We start from the raw sequence: 18,652 nt of genomic DNA, 5'->3' as shown, positions 1-18,652 counted from the left end.
GTCCAAGAGAGGGTCCAGGGGGAAATCCATGACTGTTTGGTGATCGGGCCGCAGAGGGGGTTCAACTGGTGGGAAAATGATGGTAAGACGCCGCTGCACACAACTTCTGCCCACTTTTGTCCCACTCGCCGCTGCCCGCTACAGGCACCATGAAGAACGACGAAATCCTCAGCCAGATCACGGATTTCTGCCGCCGTTCCGACATGGCGGAGACGACGTTCGGCCGCCGTGCCGTCAACGACGGCAAGCTGGTGCACCGGCTGCGCGAAGGCAAGCGCATCACCATCGACACCCTCGATCGTATCAACGGCTTCATCGCGACCTCGACGCCTGGTGGCGTGGCGCCGCCCCGCGGCCTCGTGGTTCCGCCGGAAAAGCGCGATCCGAGGGGTAATTTCCGCTTTTTCGAGAATCGCCAGCGCTATCTGCTGTTCGTGCACACCTGCAGCGAGAAGCGGGTGATTGCCGACCGGGTGGCGCTGGAACTGGCCGCCATCCACCCGCGGCCGCCGGCGTTGCGGGTGTTCGATGCCGGGATGGGCGACGGCACCGTGCTGGCGCGCGTCCTGCGCGCCATGCATGGCCGCTTCCCACATATGCCGTTCTACGTCGCCGGCAAGGAACTGAGCCTGGAGGACGTCCGCCTCACCCTCGACAAGGTCCCCGACCGCCTGTTCGAGCACCCGGCCAGCGTCTTCGTGTTCACCAACATGTATTACGCCGAGGCGCCCTGGCTGACGCCGAAGAACTCCGCGGCGGCTGCCAGCATGATCTGGCATGAAGTGGCGCTGCGTGGAGCCTCCTCGGGTGACTTCGAGGCCCAGATCGCCGAGCTCGGCCCGTTCCTGGAACAGAACTGGCGGGCCAATCTCAGCCCGGGAAACGCGATGCCGATCTATGAGCGGCCGGTGGCGCTGGTGCTGTATCGGGACGATCATCGCTTCCTGCTCGATTCCATCATTCCCCGGGCCGGCCGGACCGAAGCCAATTTCGATCTCGTGATCGCCTCGCAGCCTTACCGCGCCAAATCCTCGGTGAACTTCCGCGCCAAGCGGATCATCGCGCCGCTCGCCCGGGCGCTGCGCGGCGGAGGGCGGTTGATAGGAATCCACTCCCACGGAAGCGATCCCGGGCTTGAAATGATTCAAGCCGTCTGGCCCGGAGAAAATCCTTTCGCCGTCAGCCGTCATGAGATACTGCGCGCGGTGAAATACGAGTTGGGGTCGGCCGGGCGCGAGTTGAACTTCAACGCCTACGCCGATAACCGCTCGATCTTCCGATATGATATGGAAGCGCTGCCCAATGAGGTGACCGGTGCGATCGGAACCTCGACGGCCTTTGCAGCGTGGAATGCCGCGGTGTATGTCGCGCAGATCGAAGATGAGCGGTTGATCGAAACGACCGAAAACGGACGAGCTCTCGAGGCCACGCGCGAAGTTCTCCGCAAACACAACGGGCTGTGGTTCTACGACGAATCCTACGTCATCTCGCGGCGACGAGACTGACATTCCGGGGACATATTCACCAACCAACGTCGGACTTCGACGAAACAAGGGGTTTGCTTGATGCGCGCGTCTTATCTCTTCACCAGCGAGTCGGTCTCGGAAGGCCATCCGGACAAGGTCTGCGATCGTATCTCGGATGAGATCGTCGATCTGTTCTACCGCGAGGGACCGAAAGCGGGCATCGACCCGTGGCAGATCCGTGCGGCGTGCGAAACGCTCGCGACCACCAACAAGGTGGTGATCGCCGGCGAAACCCGCGGGCCGGCCTCCGTCACCAACGAGCAGATCGAGAGCGTGGTTCGCGGTGCGATCAAGGACATCGGTTACGAGCAGGACGGCTTCCACTGGAAGACCTGCGACATCGAGATCCTGCTGCATCCGCAGTCGGCCGACATCGCGCAGGGCGTCGATGCGCTGCAGCCGGGCGAGGTCAAGGAAGAGGGTGCCGGCGACCAGGGCATCATGTTCGGTTACGCCACCAACGAGACGCCGGACCTGATGCCGGCGCCGATCTTCTACGCCCACAAGATCCTGCGGCTGATCTCCGAGGCGCGCCACTCCGGCAAGGAGAAGGTGCTCGGTCCGGACTCCAAGAGCCAGGTCACCGTGCAGTACGAGAACGGCAAGCCGGTCGGCGTCCGCGAGATCGTGGTTTCGCATCAGCACCTGGTCGAGGACCTCACCTCGAGCCAGATCCGCGACATCGTCGAGCCCTATGTCCGCGAGGCGCTGCCGAAGGAATGGATCAACGGCAAGACGATCTGGCACATCAATCCGACCGGCAAGTTCTTCATCGGCGGTCCCGATGGTGACTCCGGCCTGACCGGCCGCAAGATCATCGTCGACACCTACGGTGGTGCGGCTCCGCATGGCGGCGGCGCATTCTCCGGCAAGGATCCGACCAAGGTCGACCGCTCGGCGGCCTATGCCGCGCGCTACGTCGCCAAGAACATCGTCGCGGCCGGTCTCGCCGATCGCTGCACACTGCAGCTCGCCTACGCGATCGGCGTGGCGCGTCCGCTGTCGATCTATATCGACACCCACGGCACCGGTAAGGTGTCGGAGGATCAGCTCGAGAAGGCAGCAGCCAAGGCGATGGATCTGACGCCGCGCGGCATCCGCACCCATCTCGATCTCAACCGCCCGATCTACGCGCGCACCTCGGCCTACGGTCATTTCGGCCGCACGCCCGACAATGAGGGCGGCTTCTCCTGGGAGAAGACCGATCTCGTCGAGCAGCTCAAGCGCGCGCTCTGACACTTGCGTCATTCCGGGGCGCTCGCGCGAGCGAGCGAACCCGGAATCCTCTTCCATAAATTCCAGATTCCGAGTTCGCCTCTTCGAGGCGCCCGGAATGACCAGTTCAACAACAGGACGCTCAAATGAACGCCCCCACGAAGCCCGGCTTCACCGACTACATCGTCAAGGACATTGCGCTCGCCGATTTCGGCCGCAAGGAAATCTCGCTCGCCGAGACCGAGATGCCGGGCCTGATGGCCACCCGTGAGGAGTATGGCCCCAAGCAGCCGTTGAAGGGTGCACGCATCGCGGGCTCCCTGCACATGACGATCCAGACCGCGGTCCTGATCGAGACGCTGGCTGCGCTCGGCGCCGACATCCGCTGGGTCTCCTGCAACATCTATTCGACCCAGGATCACGCTGCTGCTGCGATCGCCGCTGCCGGCATTCCGGTGTTCGCGATCAAGGGCGAGACGCTGACCGAGTACTGGGACTACACCGCCAAGCTGTTCGACTGGCATGGCGGCGGCACGCCGAACATGATCCTCGATGACGGCGGCGACGCCACCATGCTGGTGCATGCCGGCGTGCGCGCCGAGCAGGGCGACACCGCCTTCCTCGACAAGCCGGGCTCGGAAGAAGAGGAGATCTTCTACGCGCTGGTGAAGCGTCTCCTGAAGGAGAAGCCGAAGGGCTACTTCGCCGAGATCGCCAAGAACATCAAGGGCGTTTCGGAAGAGACTACCACGGGCGTGCATCGCCTGTACGAGATGGCCAACAAGGGCACGCTGCTGTTCCCGGCGATCAACGTCAACGACAGCGTCACCAAGTCGAAGTTCGATAACCTCTATGGCTGCCGCGAGTCGCTGGTTGACGGCATCCGCCGCGGCACCGACGTGATGCTGTCGGGCAAGGTCGCGATGGTCGCGGGCTTCGGCGACGTCGGCAAGGGCTCGGCCGCTTCGCTGCGCCAGGCCGGCTGCCGCGTCATGGTCTCCGAAGTCGACCCGATCTGCGCGTTGCAGGCGGCGATGGAAGGCTATGAGGTCGTGACGATGGAAGACGCTGCGCCGCGCGCCGACATCTTCGTCACCGCCACCGGCAACAAGGACATCATCACCATCGAGCACATGCGCGCGATGAAGGATCGCGCCATCGTCTGCAACATCGGCCACTTCGACAACGAGATCCAGATCGCGAGCCTTCGCAATCTGAAGTGGACCAACATCAAGCCGCAGGTCGACGAGATCGAATTCCCAGACAAGCACCGCATCATCATGCTGTCGGAAGGCCGTCTCGTGAACCTCGGCAATGCGATGGGCCATCCGTCCTTCGTGATGTCGGCCTCGTTCACCAACCAGACGCTGGCGCAGATTGAACTCTGGGCCAACAACAAGGACGGCAAGTACGCCAAGAAGGTCTACGTGCTGCCGAAGACGCTCGACGAGAAGGTTGCCCGCCTGCACCTCGCCAAGATCGGCGTCAAGCTGACCGAGCTGCGCAAGGACCAGGCCGATTACATCGGCGTGAAGCAGGAAGGTCCGTACAAGTCGGATCACTACCGCTACTGATCCGCGGTCTCTGCGATCGATCAAGCGAGAAGCCCCGGCATTGTCCGGGGCTTTTTGCTGTAGCGTCGTACTGCGGATTCACCGCTCCCTGCCGGCTTCCTTCGCGGCCTGCAGCACCGGCGATAGCAGGTATTCGATCACGCGGCGGTCGCCGGTCTTGATCTCGGCCGAGACGCGCATGCCGGAGCGGATTGCTTCGTGGTGGCCGTCGACCAGGATCCAGTCCCGCAGCAGCGTCACCCGGGCGGGATAGGCAAGCTCGGCCGGCTGGGCGCCTGCGATCCCGGCCATCGGATTCTGCGCTGCCGCCGCGGTGCTGGGGCCGGCATTGGATGCGGTGGCGGCGTCACGGCCGAGTTTGCGCACCCGGCCGGGTACCAGACCATAGCGTGAGAAGGGGAAGGCTTCGAGCTTGATCTCGACATCCTGTCCCTCGCTGACAAAGCCGATATCCTTGTTCAGCACCAGGCAATCGATCTCAATGCCGGCACCGTCGGGAACGATGGTCATCAACGTATCCGCGGTGGTGACCACTGCACCTGACGTGTGGATCTTCAGCCCCTGGACGGTGCCGTCGACCGGTGCCGCCAAATGCCGATAGCTCTCCTTCTGCCGCGCCTTGGTGATGTCCTGGTCAAATTGCGAAATCTTCGTCAGGGCCTTGGTAAGGCGGTCGGTGCTGTCGGCCATGTAGCCGGCTTCGCTCTCGGCGAGCTTGGCCTGGATTGAGCTGCGTTCGGCCCGAATCTGGTCGATGTTGCGTTCGGCAATCTTGAGGTCGGCGTGCTTTTCGACGATCTGCTGCTCGCTATCGAGCACCGGCGGCCGGGTGCCGTTGCCCTTTTCGTAGAGAGCTTTCGCTGTCTTGTTCTTTTCCTCCAGCAACGGAAGGATTAGCTTGGCACGCTCGATCTGCGCGTCGTTGGATTCAAGCGCCACGTCCTTCTGCGCGATCTCAGCCGTGAAACCTGCAACGATCGCGCGATGCTTTTCGATTTCCCGCCGGGCCTGGCTGTGGCTCTGCTCAACCAGCGCGGGGGCGGCGCCGGCAGGGCCGTGAAACGATCCTTCGGGATCGCGACCGAGCAGCACGCGTGCCACTTCGGCATCGAGCTCCGCTTGGGTGCGATTGTAGATCAGCGCTTCCAGATCTGCATGCGCCTCAGTCCGGTCCAGATCGACCAGCGCCTGGCCGGCTTTGACATGATCGCCCTCATCGACGCGAATGGCGCGGATCATCGCGGTTTCGAGCGGCTGCACCACCTTGACCTGGCCGAGCGGCACGACCTTGCCGTCGGCCACCGCAACCATGTCGATGCGTGCCAGCGCGGCCCAGATCAACGCTGCGGCGAGCAGGCCGCACAGCGCCGTCGCCGTGAAGCGCAGCGTCGGCGACAACGGCGTTTCGATCAGCTCGATCGTGGCGGGAAGAAACTGACGCTCCACGGCATTGAGCCGCGGGGCGGCCGGGACCAGGCGCGGCGGCGCCGGACGAGGCGGCGCCGGCTTCGGTGAGGCATCGACGGGACGCAGTGGCATCGGCTGTACCATGACGTTCACCCCGCTGCCTGACGGACGAGATTGGCGTAAAGGCCGTTGTGATGCACCAGCACGTCGTGGGTGCCTGCTTCTGCGAGTTGCCCGCGCTCCATCACCAGGATGCGGTCAGCCGCGCGCACGGTGGAAAGCCGGTGCGCCACGATCAGCACGGTGCGGCCCCGGCAGATCGCACGCATGTTGTTCTGGATGATCCGCTCGCTCTCATAATCGAGCGCTGAAGTGGCCTCGTCGAGAATCAGGATGCGTGGATTGGTGACCAGCGCGCGGGCGATCGCGATGCGCTGGCGCTGGCCGCCGGAGAGATTGGCGCCGCGCTCTTCGACAATGGTGTCGTAGCCGTGCGGCAGTTCGCAAATGAACTCGTGCGCGCCCGCCAGTAGCGCAGCTTGCATGACACGCTCAAGCGGCATCGAGGGCTCGACAAGCGCGATATTGTCGCGGATCGAACGGTTGAACAGCACGTTCTCCTGCAACACCACGCCGATCTGGCGTCGCAGCCAGGCCGGATCGAGCAGTGCGGTGTCGAAGCCGTCGACGATGACGCGGCCGCGCTCGGGCGTGTAGAGCCGCTGCAGCAGTTTCGTCAGGGTCGACTTGCCGGATCCGGAGCGGCCGACAATGCCGACCACCTCGCCGGCGCCGATCTCGAACGAGAGGTCGCGCAGCACCTCCGGGTTGTCGGGCTGATAGCGGAACGCGATGTTCTCGAACCGCAAATGTCCCTTGATGGCTGGCAGGTTCTGCCTGGAGCTGACGTTGGGCTCGGTCGGCGTATCGATGATGTCGGCGAGCCGTTCGATCGACAGACGGAACTGTTGGAAGTCCTGCCACAGCTGCGCGAGCCGCAGCACCGGCGCGCTGATCTGGCCTGCCAGCATGTTGAAGGCGACGAACTCGCCGATGGTGAGCTGATTGCCGATCACGGCCTGAGCGCCGAACCACAGGATCGCGGCGCTCGTCACCTTGTTCACAAGGCCGACCAGCTGCGAGCCGGCAGCGCCCATCGTCACCACCCGGAGCGAGGATCCGATGTAGGCGGCAAGCTGCTCGTCCCATCGCCGCCGCATTTGCGGTTCGACTGCGCAGGCCTTCAGCGTCTGAATGCCGGCGAGGCTCTCAACCAGCAGCGACTGATTTGCGGCGCCGCGCTGGAATTTCTCCTGCACCCGTGCCTTCAGAACCGGCGTGATGACCAGCGATATCAAGACGTAGAACGGGATCGATATCACGACCACGAGCGTCAGGGAGACGCTGTACCAGAACATCACCGCCAGAAAGAGCAGGCTGAACGCGACGTCGACCACCAGGGTGAGCGCGGAGGAGGTGACGAACTGTCGGACGTTCTCCAGTTCCCGCACCCGCGCCACGGTCTGGCCGGTGGCTCTGCTTTCGAAATAACTGATCGGCAGCGCAACGAGATGGCGGAACAGCTGCGAGCCGAGAATGGCATCCATCCGGCTCGTGGTGTGGGCAAAGGCGTAGGTGCGCAGCCAGTTCAACAACGCGTCGGCGACGTTGATGACCAGAAGGCCGATGATCAGCACGTTGAGCGTGGTGAGTCCGCGGTGCACCAGAACCTTGTCGATCACGACCTGGAAGAACAGCGGCGAGGCCAGCGCGACGAGCTGGATGAACACCGAAATCACCAGCACCTCCGTGAGAATCCTGGAAAAGCGCTTGATCACCGGAATGAACCAGCGCAGCCCAAAGCGCGTGACTTCGCCGGGAAGCTGGTCGCGTTTGGCGAACAGCACGATCTCGCCGGTCCATTTTTGCTCCAGCTCTTCCAGGGTCCAGCGGACGGGCGGCCCGCCGCCGAGACCGACCATGATATCGGCCTCGGCCCAGCGCCCGATCACAAAGAAGGTGCCGTCCTTGCAGCGCGCGACCACCGGCAGTGCCAGCACTTTGAGGCGCTCGACGGAAGCGGGGATGGCCTGCGCCTTCAGCCCGGCGTCGCGCGCGATCCGTACCAGATCATCGCGCTCGGCTGTATGGTCATCACGGATGTGCTCGCGTCGCGCCCGCTCGATGTCGAATGCTTCACCCAGCATGGCCAGGACCAGCCCGAGGCTGCCGAGACCTGTATCGGCGGCTGTCGCAGGCACGGCTGCAATCTGTTGGTTACCGATCATGGGGCGACCCTTACAATTATTTTTGCGGCTCGATAATTTCAGCCGCTTAACTTCCCGAGGTCGTCCGCCGCGGTCACCTCCGCACCGGACGCAATTGTCAAAAACATCAATTAGTCCAGAACTTCACGCGGGGGTTCAACGTAACGCTCGAGCAATAGAAAATTTCAAAATGTGCTTGTCGAAATTTCAGCTGAAGCGGCTGCACGCGGCTTCTTGTAGAGGCCAGCGCCTCATTCATGCTTGAACACTACTGCCTCGCCGCGCCAGTTCATGTGATCGAGAACACATTGTCTGCGGTCCGGCCCACGTTGCCTTCGGACGTCGATCGAAGCGATGGAATGCAGTCGGACGATGCCCGACTGCATTCCAACTCCTCAGGCATCGCGGTGGCTGACAATCGTCCCTCTTCCCGCGCTCAAGTACTTTGACCTCGCGGCGTCGGTTTACGTCACGGGGAATACGTGGTTGGTCTCGACCGAGCCGCCCTCGACGACGCTCCAGCCGGCGTAATTGCCGGAGAGCATGTTGCTGGCATACATAACGCCGGTGTTGAGCGCGTCAGGTACGCCAACGTCCCAATAGAGCAGATCAATCTGCCCCGATGCCGTCATCGTTGTTGCCTCCAAACCTTGCGGATTGCCGCTGCCGTTCTGGTAGTTGAACCCCACACCCGCGGAATCCGAATTTACATCGCCGATCCTTGGACCACCGCTTGGGACCAGATAGCTGGCGTTGACGGTAAGGCCGGTGCCGACGTTGCCGGCTAGGCCGATGATATCAAGTTGGCCAGACGCGGTCTGGGTGTCGATAACGTCGGCATTCAGGCCAACGCTGCTGATTCCATTCCATGCAGGGGTATTCAAATTCCAGGTCGAGATCCCGACGGCGGTTGGAAGGCCAGCGCTTCCGGCGACAAGGCTACTGCCCGTGAAGGCACCGGTCCCTGTATTGAATGTCAGCATATCGATCTCGCCGTCGGCGAGCTGCGAACCAAAGGTGCCGGTATCTGCCGAGTACCCGAAGATCCGCGGCACCGCCACCGAACTCATCCTGGAGGAAACCAGGTTTCCGTTGGCTCCGATTCCGAGGAAATCAACAAAACCGGTCTGGTCGTTCTGCGCCACCAGCGTACTTCCGTTGTTGGCGACGATTTTCCAATCCGCGCCAAGTTCGTAGTCCTGCGTGACAGACCCAACCAGCGTGGAGCCCTCGTATTTCAGGTAATCGACGACGCCGGTGGTATTGTTCTGGATAACAACATTGTTCTGCAAAGGTGTTGGCATGAACGGCATAACATTTCTCCTTGTCGGTCCGAAAAGGACCATCTCAAAAAAATCAATTGACGATCATTGCGGCTCGGCCTGCTCACATCGAGCAGACTCCACCAAGAAATTGGTCGCGGGCTTCTCTGCAAGGTTCACTGGTTGAACACACGATCACGAGTGGCCGGGCGAGCGATGTGATCTGGAACACAGTTTCGGTCCGGCCGTGCGTTCGAACAAATGCAGCCGGACAGTCTCCGGCTGCATTCCACTTTCACAGGCGCGCCGGCGATTGCCGGTCGTGCTGCTTCCTGGGCTCAAACGATCCGGCCTTGCGGCATCAGTTTACGAGACGGGGAATACGTGGAAGCTCTCGACCGGGCCGCCTTCAACGACGCTCCAGCCGGCATAATTGCCGGAGAGCATGTTGCTGCCGTAGAGGATGCCGGCATTGGCCGTATCAGGCACACCGACGTCCCAATAGAGCAGATCAATCTGCCCGGACGCTGTCATTGTGCTGGCCTCCAGGCCTTGCGGATTTGCCGGTGCCATTCTGGTAGTTGTAGCCCGTGGATGCGCTATCCGAATTCAGATCGCCGATCCGCGCAGTACCGGTGCTGTCCGCCGGCCAGGCCAGGGCTCGGGACTCCGCTTCACGCCGGGGCGTTCAAGTTGTAGGTCGTAATGCCGACCGCGGTCGGAAGTCCGGCGCTTCCGGCGACCAGTTTGTGTGTGCTCGTCAGTCACACACTCGGCGTCCACCGCATCTCACGCCGCGTTCGTGACGACCGCGATCCGCTCGGGACTTGCGCCGTCGGGCAACTCAGTGATAGCGGCGCTATCCAGCCGTCATTCCGGGGGCGCGCCACTTGGCGCGAGCCCGGAATCCATCGAGCCGCGTACTGGTGGATGAATGGATTCCGGGATCTCGCGGAGCCTGTGATCGGGCGGGCCGTCGTGCGCCCCGTTGGCGCGCCCTCAGGTGCGCAAGTGCGCACCGGGGGATGACGACGGGGAGAGAGCGCATCAGCCTGACTTCTGCGCCGTGCCGTGGCCAAGCTGCCGTGATATGTCGCCGGCACAGTTGCGCAGCGCGGCTGCGATGGCGCTGTCCCAGCTGACGTCGAAGGTGCCCTCCGGTCCCATCGCCGTGATGACCAAAGCGACGTGGCCGGCGTGATCGAACACCGGCGCGGCGAAGGCGTTGACGCCGGGCAGGGGATCGCCGATCGCCCGTGCGAGCCCGTGGCTGCGCACCTCGGCCAGCATCTCGGTGGTCTTCGAATTGATTGCCTCACGCTTGGGATTGTAGCCGACGCCAAGGCGATCGAGGCCGCTGTCGAGCGCGGTCCTGACGGCGTTCGGCGGCATGAAGGCGGCGAAGGCGCGACCGGTCGCGGTCTCGAGGAGCGCAACCACCGATCCGACGCGCATCGCGATATGCACGGGATGGCTCGGCTCCTCGAGCCGCACCACGGTCGCGCCATGGGTGCCCCAGACCGACAGCGACACCGCGTGATTGATGCTGTCGGCGAGCGTAGCGATCCGCGGCGTCGCGATCCGCACGGCGGAGAGCCGGCGCAGGCTGATCAGGCCGAGCTCAAGCGCCAGCGCGCCGATCTCGTAGCGGCCGGTGGTCTCGTCCTGCTCGATGAGGCCGATGCGGGAGAAGCTGACGAGATAGGGATGTGCCTTAGCCGGCGGCATACCGGCTTCGCGTGCGAGATCGCGCAGCATCATCGGTTCGCCGCTGCGGGCGAGCGCGCGGAGCAATTCCCCGCCGACCTCGATCGACTGTATGCCGCGGCTTTCTCTCGTCATCTGCTCGCCATGTGATCTTGCCAGCTCTTTCGACAACGTCCTTATACGGCGAGAAAGCCTCCGTCGACGGGCATGGTCACGCCGTTCACATAAGACGCCAGTTCGGACGCCAGGAACACCACCGGACCGACCAGCTCCTCCGGCTGCCCGACGCGGCCGAGCGGCGTGCGGCCCAGAAATCCGGCGAGCCGGGCAGGGTCGTTGCGGGTCTCCTCGGTCATCGCCGTTTCGATTACGCCGGGCGCGATTGCATTGACGCGAACGCCGTCGGCGGCAAGCTCGCGGGCAAGCGCCTGGGTCAAGAGCTTCACGCCGCCCTTGGATGGCGCATAGCCGAGCGTATCGGCAACGCCGAGAAAGGAGGCAATCGAGCCGAGATTGATGATTGCGCCGTGGGTCTCGCGCAGCGCCGGCAGGAAAGCGTGGGTGACGTTGAACGTCCCGGTCAGGTTGACGTCGAGCACCCGTCGCCAATTGTCGTGGGCGCGCGGCGAAGTGATGCCTTCGCGGATGATGATGCCGGCATTGTTGATCAGGATCGCGATCGGCCCGACCTCGCGCGCCATCTTTTGAGCCAGCGCAGAGCATGCCTCCGCATCGGTGACGTCGAGTGCGAACGGCCAGGCGGCGCGACCGCGCAGACGAATGTCGGCTGCGGTCTGCTCCGCGCCGGCGAGATCGATGTCTGCGACCGCGACATCGGCGCCATGCGCCGCGAGGCCGAGCGCGATGGCGCGTCCGTTGCCATGTGCGGCGCCGGTGACGAGCGCGCGCTTGCCCGCAAGCAGGTACGCCGTTGCGTTCATGCCGCGCTTCTCTCTGCCGCGGCGCCGGCGATGTGCTTGCCCGCGATATAGCCGAAGGTCAGCGCGGGGCCGAGCGTGATGCCGGCGCCGGGATAGTTGCCGCCCATGATACTCGCCATGTCGTTGCCGGCGGCGTAGAGGCCGGCAATAGGCTGGCCGTCGGCATCGAGCGCGCGGGCGTTGGCATCGGTCCGGATGCCGGCATAGGTGCCGAGATCGCCGATCACCATCTTGATGGCGTAGAACGGCCCGTGCTGGATCGGTGCGATGCAGGGATTGGGCCCGTGCAGCGCGTCACCCTGATAGCGGTTGTAGGCGCGCGAGCCCTTCCCAAAGGCAGGATCGCGTCCCTCCGCCGCGGTCGTGTTGAACGCCGCGACAGTTGCCTCGAGCGCTCCGGCGTCGATGCCGGCCTGGGCGGCAAGCTCCGATAGTGTCGCGCCGCGCTTGAGATAGCCGGTCTTCAGATGGTGGCCGAGCGGCATCGGACGCGGCGGCACGCAGCCGAGACCGTATTTGCGCAGCGTCTCGTGATCGCAGACGAGGTGCGCCGCGATCTCTTCGCCGGGCTTCGCCGCCTTGATCATCGCCTGCACGAAGTCGTGGTAGGAATTGCCTTCATTGGCAAAGCGCTTGCCGTCGCCCATGACAGCGATTACGCCGGGTTTGGCGCGATCGATGAAATGCGGCATCACGCCCTTTGAGCCGTCCTTGCGGGTGGTGACCGAGACCGGCACCCAGGCCGCCGCATTCGGCAGCGAGTCGTCGACGCGGCCGCCGGCGGATTCCGCAAGCCGCAGGCCGTCACCGGTGTTGCCCGTCGGGCCCGGCGAGTAATGCTCTTTTCCAGTGGGCGCATGCGGAAACATCTTCTGCCGCCGCGCGACGTCATGCGGAAAGCCGCCGCAGGCGAGCACCACGCCGCGTTTGGCGTTGACGCGGATAGTGCGGCCCTCGCGCACCACGACTGCGCCGCGCACCACGCCGTTCTCGACGATCAATTCGCGCACCGGCGAATTGAGCCAGAGCGGGATCTTGAGGTCGAAGGCGGATTTCGCCAGCCGTCCGGCCAGCGCATTGCCGTTGGTCAAGGTCATGCCGCGGCCGTTGCGCATCACATCAACAGCGTGTTTCGACAGCCGCTTGGCGACATAGGCCGCCGACGCCAACGACCGCGTCGCGCGCATGAAATGCACGATCTCCTTGCCGGAGCCGAGCATCATTCCGAACACGGTGAGCTCGGGCAGGGGGCTGCCGAGATCCTTGAGGGCATCGCCGAGCTCATGGGCGTCGAACGGCCGCGTCACCATCGAACGGCCGCCTTGCGCGCCGCCGGGCGCTTCCGCGTGGTAGTCCGGGAAGGTCAGCGGCATGTCGAAGCGCACCGCAGTGCGGGTCGTGAAGAAGTCGACCGCCTTCGGCCCCTCGGTCAGGAACGCATCGACGCGCGCCGCGTCGAAGCTGTTGCCGGCTTCATGGCGCAGATAGGTTTTTGCCTGATCGGGGCTCTCCTCGATGCCCCAGGCCTTGGCCAGCGAGGTACCGGGAATCCACAGCCAGCCGCCGGAGCGCGCGGTGGTGCCGCCGAAGCGCGGCTCCTTCTCGACCACAAGGACCTTCAGGCCGTGATGGCCGGCGGTGACCGCTGCCGACAGCCCGGCGCAGCCGGAGCCGACGACCAGCGCATCGCATTCATAAGTCTCTTGGTTGGCCACGCGATCGATCCTATTTCTTGAGCAGCGGGCACTTCGACTCGGAGACCGGACGATAGGCGTCCTCGCCCTTCACCGTCTTGATGATGTCGAGGTAGTCCCACGGCTCCTTGGATTCCGAGGGCTTCTTCACCTTCGCCAGATACATGTCGCGGATGACGCGGCCGTCCTCGCGCAGCTTTCCGCCATGCACGAAGGTGTCCTCGATCGGCAGCTCGCGCATCTTGGCCATCACCGCCTTGGGATCGTCGGTGCCGGCGGCCTTGATCGCCTTCAGATAATGCAGTACCGAGCCGTAGACGCCGGTCTGGATCATGGTCGGCATCACGTTGGTGCGGGCGAAGAACTTCTTCGACCAGGCGCGCGTCTTGTCGTCCATGTTCCAGTACGACGCCGTCGTCATATAGGTGCCCTGCGCGGCATTGAGACCGATCGCATGCACGTCGGTGTCGAACATTAACAGGCCGACCAGCTTCTGGCCGCCCTGCACGAGGCCGAACTCACCGGACTGCTTAATCGAATTGTCGGTGTCCTGGCCGGCGTTGGCGAACGCCACCACGTCGGCCTTCGAGCTCTGCGCCTGCAGCGCAAAGGACGAGAAGTCGGCGGTGTTGGTCGGATGTTTGACGCCACCGAGCACCTTGCCGCCCATCTCGTTGATGAAGCGGGTCGCGTCCTTCTCGAGCTGCTGGCCGAAGGCGTAATCCGCGGTGATGAAGTACCAGGACTTGCCGCCTTCCGCGATCACCGCCGACGCCGTGACCTTCGACAGCGCGTAGGTGTCGTAGGTGAAGTGTACGGTGTTGGGGCTGCACAACTCGTCGGTCAGCGAGCTTGCGCCGGGGCCCGACAGCAGCGCGATCTTGTTGCGCTCGCGCACCATGTTGTGCACGGCGATCGCGATGCCGGAGTTGGGAATGTCGACGACGGCGTCGACCTTGTTGTTGTCGAACCAGCCGCGCACGATCTGCACGCCGACATCGGTCTTCATCTGGTGGTCGGCCGAAATGATCTCGATCGGCTTGCCGAGCACGGTGGGACCGAATTCCTCCACCGCCATCTTGGCCGCCTCGACCGAGCCCGGGCCGGAATTGTCGCGCCCCCAGCTCGACAGGTCTGTCAGCACCCCGATGCGCACGACGTCATCGGAAATCTGGGCGTGCGCGGCCGTCGTCATTGCCGCGAGAATGGCTGCCGCCAAGAAATGTCTCATCGTTCCTCCTGCTGGATGTCCGCGTTCTTCGGCGGGCTATCTCGTGATTAGTAATTATCTAATCAGTTTGTCAATGACGAATTAGATGTGTGGATGATGTCACAAAGCTGGCCATCGAATGGCCCGCTGCTTCACATTTGGTGAGTAATCGCTTACATGGCTCATCCGGGACGGCACCGCGGCGATCTCGCCGCAGCGCCAGATTGCTATGAAACAGGGGAGTTTTCGCGGACGGCGACGCACTTCGCCGCCCGGGCTGAGCCACTCGTCTCGGGTATTGGCTCCTGTGGGGCGGTGCATCAAGAGCGTCGGCGGGCTGCGATCATAGACGGATCATGTTGAGACAGCTCTTCGCGCCGCAGCTCGTCATTCTCTACGTGCTGGCGGCTTCTACACTTTACGTGCACTTCCGCGGCAAGCAGCGGCTGCGCTTCGCCCGCCAGCTTGGCGATCACTCGACCTACCTCGCGCCTTACAATGTGCTGATGTATGCGGGCTCCGCGGTATCAAACACGCCGGTGATCCCGCTCGAGCAATTCCCCGAGCTGAAGAAGCTTTCCGACAATTGGGAGACGATCCGCGACGAAGCCACGCGGCTGTTCGACGAGGGCTTCATCCGCGCCGCGGCCAAGAACAATGACTGGGGCTTCTACTCGTTCTTCAAGAGCGGCTGGAAGCGCTTCTATCTGAAATGGTACGACGATTTCCTGCCGTCGGCGCGCACGCTGTGCCCGAAGACGGTCGAGCTGTTGAATTCGATCCCGAATGTGCATGGCGCGATGTTTGCGATGCTGCCGCCCGGCGGCAAATTGGGAGCGCATCGCGATCCTTTTGCCGGCTCGCTGCGCTATCACCTCGGCCTCGTGACGCCGAATTCGAATGAGTGCCGCATTCTCGTCGACGGCGTCGAATGCGTCTGGCGCGACGGCGAGGCCTTCATGTTCGACGAGACCTTCATCCACAGCGCCGAGAACAAGACCGACGTCAACCGCATCATCCTGTTCTGCGACGTCGAGCGCCCGATGAAGTACGGCTTCATGACGGCGATGAACCGCTGGATCAGCCACAACATCGTCAAGGCGTCGGCGACCCAGAACGTCGACGGCGAGCATGTCGGCGCGCTGAACAAGGTATTCGGCAAGCTCTACGAGGTCCATCTCGCCAGCCGCAGGGTCAAGGAGTGGAATCGGAACGTGTATTACACGCTCAAATATACCGCGACCGCGCTGATCCTCGGCCTGATCGTGATGTCGGCGCTGCGCTGAGCGCCCACGGTCTTGCCGCGCTGAAAGCAAAAGCCCCGGCGCATGTTCCAGGGCTTTTTTGGAGGCGTGAGCGGTGAGCCGTCACGGCGTCAGTCGCGTTCGAAAACCTTGGCGCCCGGGTAGACCCGCCTGGCGTACGCGACGACCCACTCCCGGTTCTGGCTCTCCAGGAACGGAGTTCGGATCTTGCACGACCCGACGATGAGGTGCCACAGGCCATCGAGCTTCTGAATGTTGACGATCATTTGAGTGTTCCTCGAAGAACCCGCGCTCCGGTAGCCATTTGTCGCTCGTGACAGTCTTGCGATTTGCGCCTCGGAGCAGTGATCCTGATCACAGATTTCGGAACGCAGCTCGCGCCCGCTGAGAATTGCTATGGTTGGCCGCGCCCCGCAGAGAAGTCGTGGGCCGGGCACCCCGTTGGGACAGCCGCGAGTTTAAAAATCTCCCGCCATCGTTCAACCGTACGAGCGTAAGCACGGGGCATCACAAGGAATGAGAGAGGCATACCAAGGTATGTTGTTTTTGTCCGGCGGCGTAGCGAGCCTGCGTTGTCCGGACGATCGCTCATGGCTCCTTAGCCAGACTTCCGCCGGCTGCCTCACTCTTCCACGAGATGCATCTCGCCGGCCGCAACGTCGGGCGCCGTTCAACTTTGCGCGGCGCGGCGCCTTCGCGCTCCGATCCGTTACACGGGCGTGATAAAGTCCCCTCACGCATTTCGCATTGAAGGGGACCTTGTCATGTCGGAGACTACCGGAGCTTTCGCGACCACGGCGTTGAGCGGCTACGAGCTATTGGCCGATCCGCAGTGGAACAAGGGCACGGCGTTCTCCGAGGCCGAGCGCGAGGCGTTCGACCTGCACGGCCTGCTTCCGCCCAATATCCTGACGCTGGACGAGCAGGTCTCGCGCCGCCTCGAGGCGTTGCGCGGCTACGAGAGCGACATCGAGCGCTATGCCTTCCTGCGCGAATTGCAGGACACCAACGAGACGCTGTTCTACGCGCTGCTGGTCGGCAACCTGGAAGAGCTGCTGCCGATCGTCTACACGCCGACCGTCGGCGAGGGTTGCCAAAAATTCAGTCGGCTGTTTCGCAAGCCGCGCGGGCTGTTCCTCAGCATTCCGCACCAGCACCGGATCGACCGTATTTTTGCCCATCCGCGCTTCGATCACGTCGAGGCGATTGTGGTGACCGACGGCGAGCGCATCCTCGGCCTCGGCGACCAGGGTGCTGGCGGCATGGGCATTCCGATCGGCAAGCTCGCGCTCTATACCGGCTGCGGCGGCCTGCATCCGGCGACGACGCTGCCGATCATGCTCGACGTCGGCACCGACAATCCGGACTGCCTGGCAGATCCGCTCTATATCGGCTGGCGCAACGAGCGCGTCCGCGGCCAGCAATATGACGACTTCATCGAGGCTTTCGTCTCGGCGGTGGTGAAGCGCTGGCCGCGCGTCCTGCTGCAATGGGAGGATTTCGCCAAGAGCAACGCGACGCGCATGCTCGAGCGCTATCGCGACCGGCTCCTGACCTTCAACGACGACATTCAGGGCACCGCGGCGGTCGCCACCGGCGCCTTGCTCTCGGCGATCAACGTCACCGGCGTGCCGCTCACCGAACAGCGCGTCGCCGTGTTCGGGGCAGGCTCCGCCGGCTGCGGCATCGCGAGCCTGATCCGCGCTGCGATGGTCGATGCCGGCGTGTCGGAGAGCGAGGCGGCGAAACGCTTCTTCATGGTCGACCGCGACGGGCTGCTGCTCGAGGGCATGAGCGGGCTCGCCCCGTTCCAGCTTCCGTTCGTGCAGAGCAAGCAGGCAATCGCGGGCTGGCAGCTCAACCACCCCGACAAGATCGCGCTGCTCGACGTCGTGCGCAACGCCAAACCGACCGTGCTGATCGGCGTCTCCGGCCAAGCAGGCGCATTCTCCGAGCCGATCGTCCGCGCGATGGCCGAGTGCAACAAGCGGCCGGTGATCTTCCCGTTGTCCAACCCGACCTCGCGCGAAGAGGCGACGCCCGGCGATATCGAGGCGTGGACCGAGGGGCGAGCGCTGATCGGCGTCGGCAGCCCGTTCCCGCCGATCACGCGCGACGGCGCGCGCTTCAAGGTGGATCAGACCAACAACTCCTACATCTTCCCGGGCGTCGGTGTCGGCGCGCTCGCGGTGGGCGCGAGCCGCGTCAGCGACGGGATGTTCATGGCCGCCGCCAAGGCGCTGGCCAGCGTCTCGCCGGCGCGCAACAACCCGAAGCACAATCTGCTGCCGCCGGTCAGCGCGCTGCGCGACGTCGCGCTGACGGTTGCGCTGGCGGTGGCGCTCCAGGCGCACAAGGAAGGATTGGCCAAGGATATTCCGATCGACCAGGTCGAGGCGCGTATCCAGGCCAAGATCTGGACCCCGAGCTACGTGCCGTATCGGCGCAGCGATCAGCCCTAGTCTTACTGCGTCACAAACGATGATCTGTGTAGTGGTCGAACTTGATCGCACAACAAGGACATCTCGACAGCATTCGGACCAGCCCATGTTCGAGCCGCCGTCGCATCGTCGCGATCGAATTT

At 63.6% G+C, this 18,652-nt stretch carries 14 protein-coding genes; 5 read left to right on the top strand and 9 right to left on the bottom strand.

The window, feature by feature from the left end:
* Positions 1–149 precede the first annotated feature (149 nt).
* The 3 genes from FNJ47_RS34265 (at position 150) to ahcY (ending at position 4,315) form a co-directional block, all read left to right on the top strand.
* Positions 150–1,505, top strand: a complete 1,356-nt coding sequence (locus FNJ47_RS34265; RefSeq protein WP_163160328.1) for a hypothetical protein — start codon at positions 150–152, stop codon at positions 1,503–1,505.
* Positions 1,506–1,565: 60 nt separating this feature from the next.
* On the top strand, positions 1,566–2,762 hold the full coding sequence (gene metK / locus FNJ47_RS34260) for a methionine adenosyltransferase (protein ID WP_163160327.1): 1,197 nt from the start codon (positions 1,566–1,568) through the stop codon (positions 2,760–2,762).
* 125 nt (positions 2,763–2,887) lie between these two features.
* Positions 2,888–4,315 (top strand): adenosylhomocysteinase, encoded by a 1,428-nt coding sequence (ahcY, locus tag FNJ47_RS34255; protein ID WP_163160326.1) that lies wholly within the window; start codon positions 2,888–2,890, stop codon positions 4,313–4,315.
* Between the two features lie 78 nt (positions 4,316–4,393).
* On the opposite strand, the gene FNJ47_RS34250 is transcribed toward ahcY, so the two are convergent.
* The 8 genes from FNJ47_RS34250 to FNJ47_RS34215 all read right to left on the bottom strand — a co-directional run bounded on the left by FNJ47_RS34250 (position 4,394) and on the right by FNJ47_RS34215 (position 14,824).
* Positions 4,394–5,866 carry an HlyD family type I secretion periplasmic adaptor subunit gene (locus tag FNJ47_RS34250; RefSeq protein WP_163160325.1) on the bottom strand — a complete coding sequence of 491 codons (1,473 nt, stop codon included), beginning with the start codon at positions 5,864–5,866 and terminating at the stop codon, positions 4,394–4,396.
* Between the two features lie 5 nt (positions 5,867–5,871).
* Complete coding sequence (locus FNJ47_RS34245) at positions 5,872–8,010, bottom strand: type I secretion system permease/ATPase (RefSeq protein WP_163160324.1); 2,139 nt, start codon at positions 8,008–8,010, stop codon at positions 5,872–5,874.
* Between the two features lie 443 nt (positions 8,011–8,453).
* Complete coding sequence (locus FNJ47_RS34240; RefSeq protein WP_163160323.1) at positions 8,454–9,302, bottom strand: hypothetical protein; 849 nt, start codon at positions 9,300–9,302, stop codon at positions 8,454–8,456.
* Positions 9,303–9,617: 315 nt separating this feature from the next.
* The gene (locus tag FNJ47_RS34235; RefSeq protein ID WP_163160322.1) at positions 9,618–9,785 is read right to left on the bottom strand and encodes a hypothetical protein; all 168 of its coding nucleotides are present in this window, start codon (positions 9,783–9,785) and stop codon (positions 9,618–9,620) included.
* 513 nt (positions 9,786–10,298) lie between these two features.
* A complete protein-coding gene (locus FNJ47_RS34230) occupies positions 10,299–11,093 on the bottom strand; it encodes an IclR family transcriptional regulator (RefSeq protein ID WP_163160321.1) in 795 nt (264 codons plus the stop codon).
* A gap of 41 nt (positions 11,094–11,134) precedes the next feature.
* Positions 11,135–11,899, bottom strand: a complete 765-nt coding sequence (locus FNJ47_RS34225; protein ID WP_163160320.1) for an SDR family NAD(P)-dependent oxidoreductase — start codon at positions 11,897–11,899, stop codon at positions 11,135–11,137.
* Complete coding sequence (locus FNJ47_RS34220) at positions 11,896–13,614, bottom strand: FAD-dependent oxidoreductase (RefSeq protein WP_175068455.1); 1,719 nt, start codon at positions 13,612–13,614, stop codon at positions 11,896–11,898. The genes FNJ47_RS34225 and FNJ47_RS34220 overlap by 4 nt, the downstream gene beginning before the upstream one ends.
* 10 nt (positions 13,615–13,624) lie before the next feature.
* Complete coding sequence (locus FNJ47_RS34215) at positions 13,625–14,824, bottom strand: ABC transporter substrate-binding protein (protein ID WP_163160319.1); 1,200 nt, start codon at positions 14,822–14,824, stop codon at positions 13,625–13,627.
* A gap of 335 nt (positions 14,825–15,159) precedes the next feature.
* Here FNJ47_RS34215 and FNJ47_RS34210 point away from each other — a divergent pair, with 335 nt between their 5' ends.
* Positions 15,160–16,089 carry an aspartyl/asparaginyl beta-hydroxylase domain-containing protein gene (locus FNJ47_RS34210; RefSeq protein WP_163160318.1) on the top strand — a complete coding sequence of 310 codons (930 nt, stop codon included), beginning with the start codon at positions 15,160–15,162 and terminating at the stop codon, positions 16,087–16,089.
* Positions 16,090–16,178: 89 nt separating this feature from the next.
* Here the strand turns inward: FNJ47_RS34210 and FNJ47_RS50000 are convergent, their stop codons facing one another.
* On the bottom strand, positions 16,179–16,334 hold the full coding sequence (locus FNJ47_RS50000) for a hypothetical protein (RefSeq protein WP_165445995.1): 156 nt from the start codon (positions 16,332–16,334) through the stop codon (positions 16,179–16,181).
* Positions 16,335–16,832: 498 nt separating this feature from the next.
* Here FNJ47_RS50000 and FNJ47_RS34205 point away from each other — a divergent pair, with 498 nt between their 5' ends.
* A complete protein-coding gene (locus FNJ47_RS34205) occupies positions 16,833–18,530 on the top strand; it encodes an NAD-dependent malic enzyme (RefSeq protein ID WP_163160317.1) in 1,698 nt (565 codons plus the stop codon).
* Positions 18,531–18,652: the final 122 nt, after the last annotated feature.

Source organism: Bradyrhizobium uaiense (genome assembly GCF_010811875.1).
GTDB lineage: Bacteria > Pseudomonadota > Alphaproteobacteria > Rhizobiales > Xanthobacteraceae > Bradyrhizobium > Bradyrhizobium uaiense.
The sequence above is the reverse complement of the archived record's forward strand: the minus strand, read 5'-3'. Positions and strand labels throughout refer to the sequence as shown.

Coding starts and splice junctions, on each gene's coding strand:
- FNJ47_RS34265 (WP_163160328.1), top strand. CDS start 150: ATGAAGAACGACGAAATCCTCAGCCAGATCACGGATTTCTGCCGCCGT.
- metK (WP_163160327.1), top strand. CDS start 1,566: ATGCGCGCGTCTTATCTCTTCACCAGCGAGTCGGTCTCGGAAGGCCAT.
- ahcY (WP_163160326.1), top strand. CDS start 2,888: ATGAACGCCCCCACGAAGCCCGGCTTCACCGACTACATCGTCAAGGAC.
- FNJ47_RS34250 (WP_163160325.1), bottom strand. CDS start 5,866: ATGGTACAGCCGATGCCACTGCGTCCCGTCGATGCCTCACCGAAGCCG.
- FNJ47_RS34245 (WP_163160324.1), bottom strand. CDS start 8,010: ATGATCGGTAACCAACAGATTGCAGCCGTGCCTGCGACAGCCGCCGAT.
- FNJ47_RS34240 (WP_163160323.1), bottom strand. CDS start 9,302: ATGCCGTTCATGCCAACACCTTTGCAGAACAATGTTGTTATCCAGAAC.
- FNJ47_RS34235 (WP_163160322.1), bottom strand. CDS start 9,785: ATGACAGCGTCCGGGCAGATTGATCTGCTCTATTGGGACGTCGGTGTG.
- FNJ47_RS34230 (WP_163160321.1), bottom strand. CDS start 11,093: ATGACGAGAGAAAGCCGCGGCATACAGTCGATCGAGGTCGGCGGGGAA.
- FNJ47_RS34225 (WP_163160320.1), bottom strand. CDS start 11,899: ATGAACGCAACGGCGTACCTGCTTGCGGGCAAGCGCGCGCTCGTCACC.
- FNJ47_RS34215 (WP_163160319.1), bottom strand. CDS start 14,824: ATGAGACATTTCTTGGCGGCAGCCATTCTCGCGGCAATGACGACGGCC.
- FNJ47_RS34210 (WP_163160318.1), top strand. CDS start 15,160: ATGTTGAGACAGCTCTTCGCGCCGCAGCTCGTCATTCTCTACGTGCTG.
- FNJ47_RS50000 (WP_165445995.1), bottom strand. CDS start 16,334: ATGATCGTCAACATTCAGAAGCTCGATGGCCTGTGGCACCTCATCGTC.
- FNJ47_RS34205 (WP_163160317.1), top strand. CDS start 16,833: ATGTCGGAGACTACCGGAGCTTTCGCGACCACGGCGTTGAGCGGCTAC.